Below are 15647 nucleotides of genomic sequence, written 5' to 3'. Positions count from 1 at the left end.
GGGTAGCCGTGGGGGTGGGCTCAACCGTGGGGGAGGGGGTGACCTCCGGAGCCTGTCCGCCGCAGGCGGTCAAAAAAAGGGCCAGAGCCAGGGCGGCAGCCCCGGTCAGAATGGTCTGTTTTTTCATGGTAACCTCCATTGTACTGTGGGCGGCAGGCCGCCCGGCGCATGAGATGATTTAGACATTTTAACACCCGCACCCCTGTGCCGTAAATGGAAAAACGCATTCTGTAAACATTTGTGACCATTCCGGCCCTCAGGCCGCGCCGCTGAGCAGGGCGGCCAGCACCCCGCAGCAGGGCAGGGTGAGAATGGACAAAAGGGTGCTGACGGTGACCAGCTGGGCGCTGGTGGACACGTCCTGGCCGTACCGCTGGGCAAACATGGCGGTAATGCTGGCGGTGGGCACTCCGGCCAGCAGCACCAGAGTGCAGTACAGATCGGGCTCCGGGTGGAGGGGGTAGAGGATCAGGGCGGTGAGCAGGGGCATGGCCACCAGCTTGAGGCCGCAGGCCAGAAGGATGGCCGGACTGCGGAACACCGAGCGCCAGTCGGCGCTGGCCATCTGGGCCCCGATGATGACCATGGCCAGAGGGGTGTTCATACTGCCCAGAAAGCTGACGGCGCTGCCCACCATGGAGGGCAGGGTGATCCCGCACAGGAAGAGCACCAGGGCCACCACAGTACCCAGAATCCCCGGATTGAGGACGGCCTGTTTCAGGGAGACCTGCCTGCGCCCTCCCATGAGCACCACGCCCTGGCTCCAGTTGAACAGGTTGAATACGATCAGGTTGATGACGCCGTAGACCATGGCCTGCTCGCCCAGCACCAGCTGGATCAGGGGCAGGCCCATAAAGCCCACGTTGCCGTAGAGGGTGCCGAAGCGCAGGGCCTTGCCGGTGGCGGAGTTCTGCCGCCGGAACAGGGGGATGGACAGCAGGCAGTAGAGCACATACAGCCCCGCCGCCAGCAGGGAGGTGTATCCCATGGACCCCAGCAGGGCAGGGGTCCGCTCGATCTGCATGGAGTCTACCAGCATACAGGGGAGCACCACGGTGAGCAGCAGATTGGTCATCTGCGGTATGGCCGCCTGGGTCAGCAGCCTCCGCTTGGCCAGGGCAAAACCCGCCGCCATCATCAGAAACATGGTCCCCACCTGGGAGGACACCATCAGCAGATACTCCAGCATTTCCGTTTCCCCCGTTCCCCCATAAAATACAGTTTATTGTATCATTAAACGGCAGCAGAGGCAAGGGAAGGGGCCTTTTCCGCACAAAATGAAGCAGCCGGCGCGTCTGGGCGCCGGCTGCCGGGATCATTGATACTTTTTGCCCACCACATAGAGGGGGAGGAACAGTCCGCCCAGAGTAAGCGCCAGGATGATGCCCAGCTGGGCCACCTGCCACAGGCCGGGGCAGATCAGCCCCAGCGCCAGGGACAGCAGGGGCATACCCGCCATAATTGCACAGGACCACGCCCGGCCCACCGCGACGATGTGGGGCCAGTTGCGGTTATTGAAGTTCAGGCCCGGCACATTCATGCGCAGCGGCCCGTCCCGCACCATGCCCAGGGGGTACCGGTCATAGACCTCCGGCAGGGTGAGCCGGGTAAAAAAGCAGAACCAGACCCCGAAGATGGCCCCCAGCACCACCGGGGTCCACAGGGCCTCGGGCACACCGGTCCACGCCCAGTTGGCCCACAGGCCCAGGCCTCCCGCCAGCAGGGAGAGTATATACCACAGGGGCCACAGGCTCCTCTCCTGCCAGGCCCGCTTGGGTCTGCCGCCAGCGCAGCGGATGGCGGTTTTCACCACGTCCTCCACCGCCTCCGGCTCCAGGGGCTGCTCCTGCCGCTCGCAGAGCAGCAGCTCGGTCACCGTCACACCCAGCAGCTCCGACAGGGGGATAAGCAGGGCGGTGTCCGGGATGCTGGCCCCCGTCTCCCACTTGCTCACCGCCTTGTCGGTGATGTGGAGCTGCTCCGCCAGCTCCCGCTGGGTCCATCCCTTCTCCTTCCGCAGCCCGGCCACAAAGGCCCCGAAGGCCGCCTTGTCCATGTCGTACACGTCCATCACCTCGCCCCTCCAGCATAGCGCAGACTCTGAATTTTGGCAACCGAACAGTGGTAGAGCCCCCGGCAGGACCGGGTTTCGCCCCCTCCATCGGTTGACAAAGCCAGCGGCAGCGGGCTATACTGTAAAGTAACGGATTTTTGAGAGGAGACCGTCATGACCAACCAAAAAGACTTTAAAAACCGGGGCTATCTGCGGATTTTTGCCTCCTATTACAAGCCCCACTGGAAGCTGTTCCTGCTGGATATGGTGTGCGCCCTGCTGATCTGCATCGTGGACCTGCTCTTCCCCATGGTGTCCCGCTGGTCCATGCAGACCCTGCTGCCCAACCAGCTCTTCGCCACCTTCTTCGCCGTGATGGCGGCTCTGGCCCTGGCCTATGTGCTCAAGGGTGTATTCTACTTCATCGTCACCTACTGGGGCCACCTGCTGGGCGTGCGGATGGAGGCCGACATCCGCCGGGACCTGTTCTCCCATATGCAGGATCTGTCCTTCTCCTTCTACGACAAGAACCGCACCGGCCAGCTGATGAGCCGGGTCACCGGCGACCTCTTTGAGATCACCGAGCTGGCCCACCACGGCCCGGAGGACCTGTTCATCTCCTCGGTCACCATTCTGGGCGCCTTCTTCATCATGCTCACCATCCAGTGGCAGCTGGCCCTGATGGTGTTCGCCGTCATCCCTATCTTCATCCTCTTTACCGCTCTTACCCGGAAAAAGATGATGAAGGCCTCCATCGAGGTCAAGGCCAAGCTGGCCGGCATCAACGGCGAGGTGGAGTCCTCCATCTCCGGTATGCGCACCGCCAAGGCCTTCGCCAACGAGGACGCCGAGAGCGCCAAGTTCAACGCCGCCAACGACCAGTTCCGCGGCGCCAAGCGGGGCTACTATAAAACCATGGCCTTCTACCAGTCGGGCATGGAGTTCTTCATGGGCATCCTGTCCGTGGTGGTCATCGCCTTCGGCGGCTTCCTTATTATGAAGGGTGAGATGGACTTCATCGATCTCACCACCTTCGCCCTGTACGTCACCACCTTCATTACCCCCATCCGCAAACTGTCCGCCTTTGTGGAGCAGTTCATGCAGGGCATGGCTGGCTTCAAGCGGTTTACCGAGCTGATGCGGGTGGAGCCCGACATCCAGGACGCCCCCGACGCCCGCACCCTCACCGACGTGAAGGGCGACATTCTGGTGGACGACGTGACCTTCCGGTACGAGTCCTCCCCCGAGCCGGTGCTGGAGCACATTACCCTTCACGTCCGCCCCGGCGAGACGGTGGCGGTGGTGGGTCCCTCCGGCGGCGGCAAGTCCACCCTGTGCCAGCTCATCCCCCGGTTCTACGACGTCACCGGCGGTCGGGTGCTGGTGGACGGCCAGGATGTGCGGGAACTGAAGCAGCACGACCTGCGGGAACACATCGGTATTGTCCAGCAGGACGTGTTCCTCTTCGCCGGCACCATCTACGACAACATCCGCTACGGCCGGCCCGACGCCACCGAGGCGGAGATCATTGAGGCCGCCAAGAAGGCCGAGATCTACGACGACATTCTGGAGATGCCCGACGGCTTCCAGACCCAGGTGGGTGAGCGGGGCGTCATGCTCTCCGGCGGCCAGAAGCAGCGGGTGTCCATCGCCCGCATCTTCCTGAAAAACCCGCCCATCCTCATTCTGGACGAGGCCACCTCCGCCCTGGACACCGTCACCGAGGCCCGCATCCAGTCCGCCTTTGACGCCCTGGCCCAGGGCCGTACCACCCTCATCATCGCCCACCGGCTGTCCACCATCCGCTCCGCCGGACGCATTGTGGTCATCGACGGCTGCGGCATCGCCGAGGAGGGCACCCATGAGGAGCTGATGGCCAAGGGCGGCGAATACGCCCGGTTGTATCAGGCTCAGAAATCAGTTTCCGTATAAAGCGAGGTGGCCGGTATGGCGCGCAAAGCACGGATACAGCGGCTGGAATTCCCCGCCGGGCGGCGGGTGCTGGTGGTCAGCGACATCCACGGCAGCCTGCCCCTGTTCCAGGGCCTGCTGGACAAGGCGGGCTACGGCCCTGACGACATTCTGGTGCTGCTGGGGGATCTGGTGGAAAAGGGCCAGGACAGCCTGGCGGTGCTGCGCTACGTCATGGACCTGTCCACCCGCCGGACGGTATACTGCGTCCGGGGCAACTGCGACGATCTGGTGACGGAATTTGTGGACTCTCCCCAGGTGCGGCCGGAATTTTTCCACCACTACCTCAACGTGTGGCGCAACCGCTGCACCCTGCTCCAGATGGGTCAGGAGGCAGGCTTTGAGACCCGTTCCCCGGAGGATCTGCCCGCCTTGCGGCAGGTGATCCTGAACCACTTCGGCCCGGAGCTGGCCTTCCTGCGGGCCTTGCCTGAGATCCTGCTCACCCCCGACTATCTGTTTGTCCACGGCGGGGTATGGGATGAGGACCATCTGGAGGACATGACCGCCTGGGACTGCATGAAAAACGACAGTTTCCTGGACCGGGGCATCTGCTTCCGCCGGTGGTGCATTGTGGGACACACCCCGGTGACCCTCTACCATCCCCACATCCCCACCACGTACCCCCTGGTATCGGAGAAACAGCACATCGTATCCATCGACGGCGGCTGCGCCCTTCAGCGGGACGCCCAGCTCAACGCCCTGGTGCTCCCCCAGCAGCCGGGGGAGGGGTTCACCTGGTTTTCCTGCGACGGTCTGCCCACCGCCATGGCCCTGGACAAACAGGAGGAGACGCCCCAGTCGGTGAATGTGCGCTGGGGCCACAGTCAGGTGGAGGTGCTGCTGCGGGGCGGAGCTCTGTGCCGCTGCCGCCATCTGGAGAGCGGCCGGGAGGTGGATGTGCTCACCGATTACCTCTACCGCTCCGGCGAGGAGACGTTGTGTAAGGAATCCACCGACTACCGCCCGGCGGTGGAGCCGGGGGACATCCTGTCCATCGTCCGGCGGCTGGCCGACCGGGCCCTGGTGAAGAAAAACGGCGTCACCGGCTGGTACTTCGGACGGCTGTGCCGCCCGCCTCAAACATAAAAAAAGGCCGCTGCCCATGGCAGCGGCCCTTTTTCAAGTTTCTTACTCTTCCCAGTCGGCGAACTCCACGTCCTCCATGCAGTCGTCGCACTTGCCGGAGATGAGGCCCTTCACCTTGCAGACCAGCTCCATGAGCTTGTCCCAGTAGGCCACCACAGCATAGACCACCGCGCCCAGCACTGCCAGCACGGCCAAAAACTTCACAATACCGCAGAAAAACTTTTTCATGATCCAAACAGCCTCCTTTGTGTTGAACGCAATGTGCTGATGAGAACAGTGTACACGTTTTTGTGGGAAATTACAAGTGTACATTCCCACTTTGAAGAAACTTTTTTCCCTTGTATTTTGTGGTGAAATAGAATACAATAAAAAGACAAACAATAGAACCTTTTCCCCCGCTTTGACGGGGATGCCATGCAGACACCCCATGAAAGGAAGGGATCAGATCATGAAGCTGCAAACCGAACAGGGCGAGATCACCATCAGCAGCGAAGTGTTTACCAACATCACCGGCGCCGCCGCTACCAACTGCTACGGCGTGAAGGGTATGGCGGTCCGCTCCAAGGCGGACGGCCTGGTCCACCTGCTGCGCCGGGAGTCTATGGGTAAGGGCGTTAAAGTCACTTACAATGAGGATTCCACCGTCTCCATCGAACTGCATATCATCGTGGACAACGGCGTGAATCTGATGGCGGTCAGCCGCTCCATTATGAGCGAGGTCCGCTATATCGTGCAGCGTACCACCGGCGCCGAAGTGCGCAACGTGGACGTGTGCATCGATTCCATGGTCATCGGCTGAGGCCGGTCCGCCCATTGAAAGGAAGGAACACAGACATGAGAGAGCGCATTGACGGAGCGTCCTTTGCCCAGGCTATCATCCACGCGGCAGCCTCCATCAATCTTCAAAAACAGCAGATCAACGAGCTGAACGTATTCCCCGTGCCTGACGGCGACACCGGTACCAATATGGGTCTGACCATCTCCACCGCCGCCGCTGAGCTGAAGAAAAAACAACCCCGTACCGTGGGGGAGGCCGCCGCTACCAACGCCTCCGCCCTGCTGCGGGGCGCCCGCGGCAACTCGGGCGTCATCCTGTCCCTGCTCTTCCGGGGCTTCTCCAAGGCCGTGAAGGACAAGGAGACCATCGACGGTCGGGATCTGGCCATTGCCCTGGACTTCGGCGTGGCCGCCGCCTACAAGGCCGTTATGAAGCCCGCCGAGGGCACCATCCTCACCGTGTCCCGTCTGGCCGCCGCCCGGGCTGCCGACGCCGCCCGCAAGACCCCGGACGACCCCGAGGCCGTGCTGGAGGCCGCCATTGCCGAGGGCCAGGTGGCCCTGGAGCACACCACCGAGATGAACCCCGTCCTCAAGAAGGCGGGTGTGGTGGACGCCGGCGGCAAGGGCTTCCTGGTGATCCTCCAGGGTATGCTGGACTCCCTGCGGGGCCTGCCCCTGCCGGAGGGAGGCGAGGAGAGCAAGACGGAGACCAAGACCGACTATGCCGCCATCGCCGCCGAGGAGATCACCTTCACCTTCGATACGGTGTTCATCGTCCGCAAGACCACCAACAAGGAGCTGACCTCCTTCGAGGCCTACCTGAACAGCATCGGCGACAGCCTGGTCATCGGCGAGGACGACGACTGCTTCAAGGTCCACGTCCACACCGACATCCCCGGCGCCGCCCTCACCGAGGCCCAGAAGTACGGCACCCTGGAGCTGGCCAAGATTGAGAATATGCGCACCCAGGCCGAGGATCTGGCCGCCGGACGCCACATCCAGAGCACCGACGATCTGGAGGAGGACGACCACGACCACCACGAGGGCGGCCGGAAGATCGCGGCCCCCGAGAAGAAGTACGGCGTGGTAGCCGTGGCCGCGGGCGACGGCCTGGCCGCTGTGTTCAAGGATCTGGGCGCTGACGGCGTGATCAGCGGCGGTCAGACCATGAACCCCTCCACCGACGACATTATGAAGGTGATTGACGCCACTCCGGCGGAGATCGTCTTTGTGCTGCCCAACAACGGCAACATCATCATGGCCGCTCAGCAGTGCATCCCCCTGGCGGAGGGCAAGCAGGTGGTGGTTCTCCCCACCAAGACCGTACCCCAGGGCATCTCCGCTCTGATGGTCATGGATCTGGACGCCTCCCAGGAGGACAATGTGGCCGCCATGACCGAGGCCATCGGCAACGTCCACACCTCCGAGATCACCTACGCCGCCCGGGACTCCGACTTTGACGGCTTCGCCATCAAGCAGGGGGACTACCTGGCCCTCACCGAGCACCAGCTCTTCGGCACCGACCAGAATCTGGACACCCTGCTGCGCCGTCTGGCCGAGGCTGACGCCCAGCAGTCCGCCGAGTTTATCAACATCTTCTACGGCGAGGATGTGTCCGAGGACGACGCCCAGAAGGCTCTGGCGCTCTTCACCGAGTGCTGCCCCAACGCCGAGATCACCCTGCTCTCCGGCGGTCAGCCTGTCTACTACTATATGATTTCCGCCGAATAAGCCGGTATACAGACCGGGGCGGCCCAGTGTGGGCCGCCCCGGTTTTTTGCGCTTATGCCACGAAAAAAGACGGTCCCGGTGGGGACCGTCTTTTTTATGATCGTTATACCTCTTCCTGTTTTCCGCCAAAGGCTTCCACCGCGCGGGCGTCGGCCTCCTGGCGTTCCTCGATGGCTTCCTTGAGGAGCATATCCTTCACCTATATGGAGCCAGCGGTTTAGCGAGTGCTAATCTATCCCAAACAGCCCCATTTATCAAGGTTTTCTCTCCCCCACCCTCCCATCCAATCCCAAGGTCCACCACCTACTCCCAACCTAGAAGCGGTAAAAATACGGTAAAAGCCCGGTAGCCGCTCCCACAGCTACCAGGCCTCCATCTATTAAACTGCTTTTCCACTCTCCGGGAACGGAATGACAACGGCGCTCTCTGTTGCATCTTCCGACGCAATAAACTTATCAATCTCAGACAGCTTATCAATCTCCTTCACTTTGGTATCTTCCAAGAGGTGGACATAGATATTATAGGTGGTCTTGACATTAGCGTGACCCAGTTGCTCAGAAATTGCTTTAATATCGACGCCAGCTTCAAAACAGCGGGTGGCGTAGGTGTGGCGAAGTGTGTGCATAGTCGCACCCTCAATGCCTGCCTTTCGGTAAATCTTGTTCAGGCTCTCTTTCAAATTGCCATACTGGACAATTTTGTTTCGGGTGTTCCAGAATACAAGACTTTCCTCCGACCATTCCAGCCCCAGCGCCGCCGCACGCTTTTTCATTTCTTCCTTATGCTCCGCTAAAATAGCAACCAATCCCGCCGTGATGACTATCGTTCGCTTGCTCGATTCGGTTTTGCAGAAGTCTTGTATCTCTTGCTTGCCGCTGTGGGTTGCGTAGTCATGGTTCAAGATAGCCTTCTTATTGACCCGAATTGTACGCTTATTCAAGTCAACATCCTTCCATTGAAGCGGAATACACTCCCCAGCACGCATACCCGTATAGAGGTAAGTCAGCAGCATCACCCGATAGTATTCACCATCTAGAGCCGCAATCAGCCTCTGCTGCTCCTCCTTGGTTAGTGCCCACACATCTTTTCTATCATCCTTCGGATACGCCACACCCTTACAAGGATTCCGGGGTATCATCCCCAGCTCCACCGCTTTCTCCAACGCTCCATGAATAACATTGTAGACCTTTACAAAGAGCGAAAAACTTCCACCCATGCTATCCAGCATTTTCTGGATGTGGTAGGTGGTCAGTTCTTTCAGTGCCACCTCTCCCACATACGGCTTAATGTGCACACGGAAGTTGTTGCGGTAACTGGTCAACGTAGACGGTGCCAGCTTTGGGGCCTTATGCTTCTCAATCCAGGTATTGATCCACTCACCGGTTTTAACCGCCGCCTTGGAATGACATACCCCCATTGCCTTCTCACTTTGCAACTGCCGCAGCGCCTCCACCGCTTCTGCCTGGGTGGCACAATATTTATAAATTAGATCACGCTTCCCATTCTCCTTGTAAAGCCCTGTGGGAAAAGTTACCAACCACTTGCCGTCCTTGCGCTTTCTAATGCTGCCTTCTCCGTTGGCTCTCCTTTTGGGCATGGTTCGTCCCTCCTTAAATTTTGTGGGGGGATGATAACGCCATCCCCCCACACTGTCAAGTTCTTTCTTACTTACGATTCTCGCTATTCTTTTTCGCCTGGCTCAAATATTTTAGGTCATATAGGCAGTAGGCCCATTCCGTTGTCTCATCATCTATACGAATCTTCGACTGATAGCCATTACCTGATGACTGCACATAAAGCAGGTTGTATTCTGCTAGTTTATGCACTAATTTTATCATGGGTATATTCATATATCGCGCCAGATCTTCCATCGTATCTCTAAACAGGACATAGTACGCTTTGCGCTTAAACATTTTAAGATCACTATGCCCGCTCATTTGATCTTCAAAAATTTCCATAACTTGCCTATACAGGTGCTGCGCTGGCAACTCCGGCTCCTCACGGTGCACAGGAAGTTTTTCCCGCACCGCAAATACTGCTTGCAAAATTTCCATCGGGTAGATAATCTCGTCTTTTTCCATCTTCCCGAGATATTCATCTGCGAATTGGGATAAAAACTTCCTCGTTCGCTGTCTCTCTTGCGAAGATTGGATACTCTCCACTTTGAAATTTGCCATAGCAAGCCTGTACAGGTCTGCCTGTCGTATTCTCATTTTTCCTGAAATCGTCCCGTCACAATATCTTTGGCAGACCTCAAAGGTTCGTTGTCCTTTTTCGTCCACATGTACGCTCGCTATCAGTCGATCGTCCAAGACATTCTCAATGAATGCCATGCCATCGGTTGCCTTAAAAAATTCTTCGGGGATTTCACTTTCTTCCTCACAATCCTCCCCGTTAGCTTGCTCCGCAAGTTCATCATTGGGAATGAGCGTCTGCAAATCCTGAACACAAGTCCTCACCGTTGCGCTCTTAAAGTCGGTCTCCAGCTCTTTAAGTTGCTCCTCTTCCGGAATAAGCTCCTGAATATTTTCTTTCGTCAGCATCATTGAACCTTTCATTTCATATACCTCCATTTGTTACGCCGCCTGTTCATCTAGCCACTTTAGAAATCTTTCCCGGCTGACCCGGTATTGCTTACCCACTCGAAAGAGTGGAAAGCCCGCACTATGTATAACCTCATAGGCCGTGTTCCGGGATATGTTCAACACGGCTGCTATATCAGTTGGTGTCAACACCAAGGGCAATTCTTCAATTTTTATATTGCGTTCCGCTATCATTTTTATCACCTCCTAACTTTGGTGACAGAATAACATAGAAAACAGGAGCAACTTCACACCCGAAGTTGCTCCTGATCTTCTATACCTTATTATCTTTCTTGTACCTATTTGCTTTTTTACTTCAACCTAAAAAGCATTTTTTTGCACTTGTTTGATTCTCTTTGATTTACAAAAGCAAATATTTTTTATTTCATATCTGCTTCCAGTCTTTCAGTGTAATAAATGCCTCGATACGTCTATAATGAGCACCTACTTCCTGACGGTATAACTTTAAAGTTTCAGCAGAAGCGTTTTCCAATGTTCTATATTTAATATCCCTAAGTGCCTTTCTGGCATTTTCAATTAGTTCATCCGCTGTCTTTTCTGACCGTTTTTGTTTATAGGTTGTAAAATAAACAAGCCTCTTGAATGGTTCAGATTCGTCCTGAAGTATTGTATCTTGCGCCGCATGATAAATTTTCTTTTTTATTAGCTGCTCAATATCTTTTAACTGTTCATCCTTCTCCCCTAACGGTTTTCGTTGGCTGCGAAGGTCAATAAACTCTCGCCAAATCTTACCCTGCTCTCCTACTTCCCAACTATGCAATGTAATCTTATACTCTTTGTAACCGCTCCAATAATATTGACTTACATCTGTAATTGTCTCCAGTCTTTCTACTGTGCCGCTCAAATCAACATCATTCATGCTCAGTATTTTGGTATAGCAGGTTCGGCTGATTCCCACCGTCCTATATAATTCGTCCATACTATACTTATGCTGTTTCCATAGTTCCTTCAAGATATAAAAGATAATAAAACGATTTCGATTTTCTGCAAAATCCAATACATTATTGACTGCCATTTAACCCACCTCAGTATTTGGATAAGTGTACACTGAGTTGAGTATAAATGGTTTTAGATAATCTGACAATCAAAATGTAATTACAACATAAACATTCAAAATATCTTGAATGACAAACGCATTACACCCAACGCTGCAATCTGTGTCATTTCAGGCACTTGGAACATTTGGAACATTTCCCGCCCACATTCTCAACTAGCCTATTTCATGCAAGAGTCCTATTTTTTCTAACTCCCCCGACTCAATTTTTCTATTTTAAAAATCCACCCATTTTACCTACTCTCTCAAAGGAAAATCCTCTACTCCCTCTTTTTCATCTTGACCTAGATATTTTTCTTACAAAAACCTTCAAACAATAAGATTTATCGTTGTCTGTATCATCTCCTGTGTCATTTTTTATTGAAACATCCTAGATAAACCACCAATCCATCTGCGTATTTAATAGTTCGTGTATCTTTCTCGATCTCAACTAGCTCTCTGCCCGTTCTTGTTCTTCCAGCAACTAAAACAGCAAATTTATAAAATAGGTCAAATACATCATTACAACTAGCCTAACTCGCGCATGAAAAAAAGTGCTTGAAAAAGTATAAAAAGTAGGGGAGCAGCATGATAAGCCGCTCCCCTGGTCGGGTGTCTTTAGTCCTTTGGATTTACGCCCCAACGCTTTGCCAGTGCCTTGGTAATCGGGCCAAGAGCCGCCACATCCTTGGCGTACTGGCCATCCTGTCCCAAGAACAGAAGACCGATCTGTATTCCCTGGGGCGTGAAGATAGCATAGTACTGTCCTTTTTGTCCAATATATAGGCCATTCAACATATTACTCACCACCTCTCTAAAAAAATATACTCCATCTGTAAATGGAGTATTTGACAAGGATATACACTTAATTTGCAAAGCTGTACATATATGCTTTGTAATCGGACGAATTACCGCCCCTCACGCTACTTGCTCAGAGTCTACCGTACCAAACTAAACACAGCGCCTATAAAAATGACCGCCCACACCTGCCTTTAGGTGGGGCGGTCACTCTTATTCATTATGCCATATCACGATACAGGAAGGTGACGATCTGACCACGGGTACAGGTCACATCAGGGCTAAAAGTAGTTGCGCTGGTACCAGCGGTAATTCCCTGCTGCACCGCCCAAGCCACTGCCTGAGCATATTCTGCGTCAGTGGCTACATCGGTGAAATCAGCAGCTGCTACAACAGGCTTTTCCGCCAGCTTCCACAGATAGGTCACAGTGGCGCTGCGAGTGCAGGGGGTATCGCCTTCAAAAGAAGAACCGGAAACCAGCCCCTTCTCATAGGCCCACACGGCGGCACTTGCATAGTAAGCGTCATTTGCCACATTGGTAAAGGGGTTGTTGATCGTGGGGGCGGGAGACCCATTGGCACGCCACAGGAAGGTCAAAATCTGAGCAGTGGTGCAGGTCATATCAGGAGAAAATGTATTGGCGCTGGTACCGCTGGTAATTCCCTTCTCTACTGCCCACTTGACAGGCTCAGCATACCAGGCATTGGCGGCAACATCGGAAAAGCCGTTGTCAGGCTGAGGCTGGCTGGAGCCGTCCCCCAAGACCACATAAACCTCGGTAAAGTTCGTGCCCGTGGAGAAGCTGATCATGCCAATGTTGTCCCGGAACAGCTCATTGGTAGTTACTGTCTCACTGATCTCTCCCACAGTGGCCTCCACAGGAGCATAACGATCACCGTTCTTGATGTACTCCATATAGGTACCATAGCCTTCGGAGTAAGTAATGCTGCTGCCAGGCTCCACTACGATAACGGAAGCCTTTTCTTCCATGGTCTCGCCAAACCAGTCCAGCGTAATGGTACGCTCCTCCACCTTGGCAGAGGTAAAAGACCAATCCTTTCCGGCGCTATCCTTTACTGAATAGGGGCCATATCCACCGGCTGCCATTGCCGGGACAGCCAGTCCCATGCACAGAACCACAGCCGAAAACAGAGCAACAATTCTTTTCATAATCCATGTTCCCTTTCTATCTTTAAAATTGTGGTTGTGCCTGACTTCCTTGTCTTGCCACCTTTCTTTCCGGGCTATCTCCAAAGGGCACAACCATTTCACAGGAGACTTCCCGTCTTTTCCCCGACAAACAGTTCTGCAAACTGTCAGGAGTCTCAAGGAAATGGTGTTACTTACGGGAGTCAATGTCTACTACACGGGAGAGAATGGTAACAACCTCCGCCCGGGTAATATACTTATAAACACTCATGGTTCCCTTGCTGTCCTCACCGTTAAGAATACCTGCATTGTACAGCTTACGGATTGCGGAATCACATTCCTCAATGGGCAAACACCAGGTTGCATAGCCAGGCTTTCCATCCGTCTTGTCATAGGGAATGTTAGTCACGTTCTTGATGGCAGGATAGCAAGTATCGGGCAGTGCGCTGGCAAACAGATAAGCCATACTAGAACGGGTAATGGGGCCATAATCAGGCGTTCCAGAACTCATATTGGTAAAGCCACCATTCAGCAGATGGAAGGTGCCCTCATTGATGATACCCTGCTCAAATACATAATCAAAATAGGGATTAAACCAGTATTCGCCCGCCTTAGCGGTAAAGTCATGGTTGTCACCGTTATAAATGGAACGAACACGAGCCGCAAGCACCATTGCCTCCGTAATGCTCAGCTGCCCATTGGGATTAAAGGAGTTGGCAGAAGTACCAGACACCAGACCAAGCTCATAGGCAGTAGCCATGTCCTTCTTGTACCAGGCATTGGCGGGAACATCGGTAAACTGGCCGTTGTAGATGTTGACCTTCTTAAAGTTATCCAGGCTGCCCTGAGCGGGAGGAGTAACCGTACCATTACCGTTATCAGTCAAACTGCCCTTAATGGTAATGGTCTCCTTCTTGTCCTGAAGATCCAGGGTAATATGGGCAGTGTTAGTACCAGTCTTTTTCACAATGTTAGAGTTGCCGCTAACTGTCACTTCACCAGGGAAATTAAAGTCAATTTCAGCAAAGCTGGTCACAGTCTTGTAAGCATTGACTTCGGCCGTTTTCTCAGCCAGCTGCTCAGGAGTAAGATGGGGAACAGATGCCTCATACTCCTTATCAATCATAGCATAAAACTCAGGTTGACTCTTAACCGTAAGGCTAATATTCATATAGTTCTGGCCGTTTTCTGTAATTACTCCAGCAGAGATGTTTTCAACCAAATCTCGTTGGTCAAAGATATAGAGAATAGACTGTACATTGCTGAACTGCATCTCATCGTCCAGTGCGACATACGTCTTTCCGTCATTGCCTACCGCTGTAATACCATTGATTCGGTTTGCGTAATTACTTTCGTAGGTGTTAACATCGTTCTCCTTGTACCAGTCAAGCTCATCCTGGGTCATCCAACTGTAAAGGTTCAACACTCCACTACCGGAAGTGTTAAAATTTACATATCCAGAAGCAGGAACACCATCCGAGCCACAGCCTGCCAGCAAACCGCACATCATGCAGACTACCAGAATTCCGCACATCATCTTTTTCAGTCGATTCATAATTGATTGTACCCCTTATCCTCTTAAGTATGATCTCTTAATTAACATTGATACCTGCGTTGCCCACGGACTGGTTGTCTTTAAAAGCATCTGGATTTCCGCCATTGTTTGCATTTAAAAGTCCTGACAAACCTTGGCCTGCCGCTTCAACCGCCTTCCTGCCTTCATCATTGATTGCATCCAACTCTTCCTCAGTTGGTATTCTCATTTGTCCGCCAGTGCTAGGCTTGCTGGTTTGACCACTAGAAGAACCACCTGTAGGTGTACTCGGCTTACTGACCTGTGGCTTGGTAGCACTGAGATAGTCACTGCTGACATAAGCCTCCTGCCCTTGGAACACAACACGGCTCCAACCGTCTGCATCCCCGATTCCAATACCGGTTCTTGTAATCTCCTGGGCCTTTGCCAAACTACCTAACTTGTTACCAGAGGTGCTATATGTATCTCGTACATTTACTGTAGTGGTTGCGTACATGGTCTCGCTACAATCGGCGAAAAGTTGCTCCTGTTCTGTGGGGACAGGGGTTCCTACTGGTTCCTTTTGTATATCACTCAGATCTTCTATTGTTTGCTCTGGGGTAGCAGGTGTAGTTTCAGTTTTATCCACTGTATCCTGCTGGACAGGCTTATTACTGGAATCCTCTTTTGTATTCCCAGAAATACTTGATGTGCCCGTGCTTGTGGTGCTGTCCTGCGGAATCTCCTGGGGGCCGCAAGCAGACAACACCAGAAGACACGCAGCGGCAAGCGAAACTATAAGTATCCTTGCCCTTTTCATATTGCCAAACTCCCTTCTATCTGTCTTAAGCTCTCAACAGCTTCCACCCAAGGGGGACAGAGCCAGCCTGTCTCCCCTTGAGCTTCTGCCGCCGAGACAAAAAGAG

At 54.1% G+C, this 15647-nt stretch carries 15 protein-coding genes; 4 read left to right on the top strand and 11 right to left on the bottom strand.

Annotated features, from left to right (window positions below; genetic code table 11):
* Positions 1-256: 256 nt before the first annotated feature.
* On the bottom strand, positions 257-1189 hold the full coding sequence (locus B5G42_RS12460; RefSeq protein WP_087270947.1) for an AEC family transporter: 933 nt from the start codon (positions 1187-1189) through the stop codon (positions 257-259).
* Positions 1190-1315: 126 nt separating this feature from the next.
* Complete coding sequence (locus B5G42_RS12455; protein WP_087270943.1) at positions 1316-2071, bottom strand: helix-turn-helix domain-containing protein; 756 nt, start codon at positions 2069-2071, stop codon at positions 1316-1318.
* A 156-nt stretch (positions 2072-2227) separates the two neighbouring features.
* Here B5G42_RS12455 and B5G42_RS12450 point away from each other — a divergent pair, with 156 nt between their 5' ends.
* Positions 2228-3985, top strand: coding sequence for an ABC transporter ATP-binding protein (locus B5G42_RS12450; RefSeq protein WP_087270940.1), 1758 nt, complete (start codon positions 2228-2230; stop codon positions 3983-3985).
* 15 nt (positions 3986-4000) lie between these two features.
* Positions 4001-5113 carry a metallophosphoesterase gene (locus tag B5G42_RS12445; protein WP_087270937.1) on the top strand — a complete coding sequence of 371 codons (1113 nt, stop codon included), beginning with the start codon at positions 4001-4003 and terminating at the stop codon, positions 5111-5113.
* Between the two features lie 42 nt (positions 5114-5155).
* Here the strand turns inward: B5G42_RS12445 and B5G42_RS12440 are convergent, their stop codons facing one another.
* On the bottom strand, positions 5156-5341 hold the full coding sequence (locus tag B5G42_RS12440) for a hypothetical protein (RefSeq protein ID WP_087189202.1): 186 nt from the start codon (positions 5339-5341) through the stop codon (positions 5156-5158).
* A 220-nt stretch (positions 5342-5561) separates the two neighbouring features.
* Between B5G42_RS12440 and B5G42_RS12435 the strand changes: the two genes are divergently transcribed.
* Entirely contained in the window at positions 5562-5912 is a 351-nt protein-coding gene (locus B5G42_RS12435) for an Asp23/Gls24 family envelope stress response protein (protein ID WP_087189201.1), read from the top strand.
* A gap of 35 nt (positions 5913-5947) precedes the next feature.
* Positions 5948-7624 carry a DAK2 domain-containing protein gene (locus B5G42_RS12430; protein ID WP_087270934.1) on the top strand — a complete coding sequence of 559 codons (1677 nt, stop codon included), beginning with the start codon at positions 5948-5950 and terminating at the stop codon, positions 7622-7624.
* A 379-nt stretch (positions 7625-8003) separates the two neighbouring features.
* On the opposite strand, the gene B5G42_RS12425 is transcribed toward B5G42_RS12430, so the two are convergent.
* The 8 genes from B5G42_RS12425 to B5G42_RS12390 form a co-directional block, all read right to left on the bottom strand.
* Positions 8004-9221: a tyrosine-type recombinase/integrase gene (locus B5G42_RS12425; protein WP_087270931.1), complete on the bottom strand. Its 1218-nt coding sequence runs from the start codon at positions 9219-9221 to the stop codon at positions 8004-8006.
* 67 nt (positions 9222-9288) lie between these two features.
* A complete protein-coding gene (locus B5G42_RS12420) occupies positions 9289-10197 on the bottom strand; it encodes a hypothetical protein (protein WP_140399853.1) in 909 nt (302 codons plus the stop codon).
* A 3-nt stretch (positions 10198-10200) separates the two neighbouring features.
* A complete protein-coding gene (locus tag B5G42_RS12415) occupies positions 10201-10401 on the bottom strand; it encodes a helix-turn-helix domain-containing protein (RefSeq protein ID WP_087270925.1) in 201 nt (66 codons plus the stop codon).
* A 190-nt stretch (positions 10402-10591) separates the two neighbouring features.
* Complete coding sequence (locus tag B5G42_RS12410) at positions 10592-11242, bottom strand: hypothetical protein (RefSeq protein WP_087270922.1); 651 nt, start codon at positions 11240-11242, stop codon at positions 10592-10594.
* A 636-nt stretch (positions 11243-11878) separates the two neighbouring features.
* The gene (locus tag B5G42_RS12405; RefSeq protein ID WP_087270918.1) at positions 11879-12058 is read right to left on the bottom strand and encodes a hypothetical protein; all 180 of its coding nucleotides are present in this window, start codon (positions 12056-12058) and stop codon (positions 11879-11881) included.
* A gap of 220 nt (positions 12059-12278) precedes the next feature.
* On the bottom strand, positions 12279-13229 hold the full coding sequence (locus B5G42_RS12400; RefSeq protein WP_087270915.1) for an S-layer homology domain-containing protein: 951 nt from the start codon (positions 13227-13229) through the stop codon (positions 12279-12281).
* Positions 13230-13398: 169 nt separating this feature from the next.
* Positions 13399-14763, bottom strand: coding sequence for an S-layer homology domain-containing protein (locus B5G42_RS12395; protein WP_087270912.1), 1365 nt, complete (start codon positions 14761-14763; stop codon positions 13399-13401).
* Positions 14764-14800: 37 nt separating this feature from the next.
* Positions 14801-15541 (bottom strand): SH3 domain-containing protein, encoded by a 741-nt coding sequence (locus B5G42_RS12390; RefSeq protein ID WP_087270909.1) that lies wholly within the window; start codon positions 15539-15541, stop codon positions 14801-14803.
* Between the last annotated feature and the right edge of the window lie 106 nt (positions 15542-15647).

This window comes from Flavonifractor sp. An91, assembly GCF_002159225.1.
In the GTDB taxonomy this organism is placed as follows: Bacteria; Bacillota; Clostridia; order Oscillospirales; family Oscillospiraceae; genus Flavonifractor; species Flavonifractor avicola.
The sequence above is the reverse complement of the archived record's forward strand: the minus strand, read 5'-3'. Positions and strand labels throughout refer to the sequence as shown.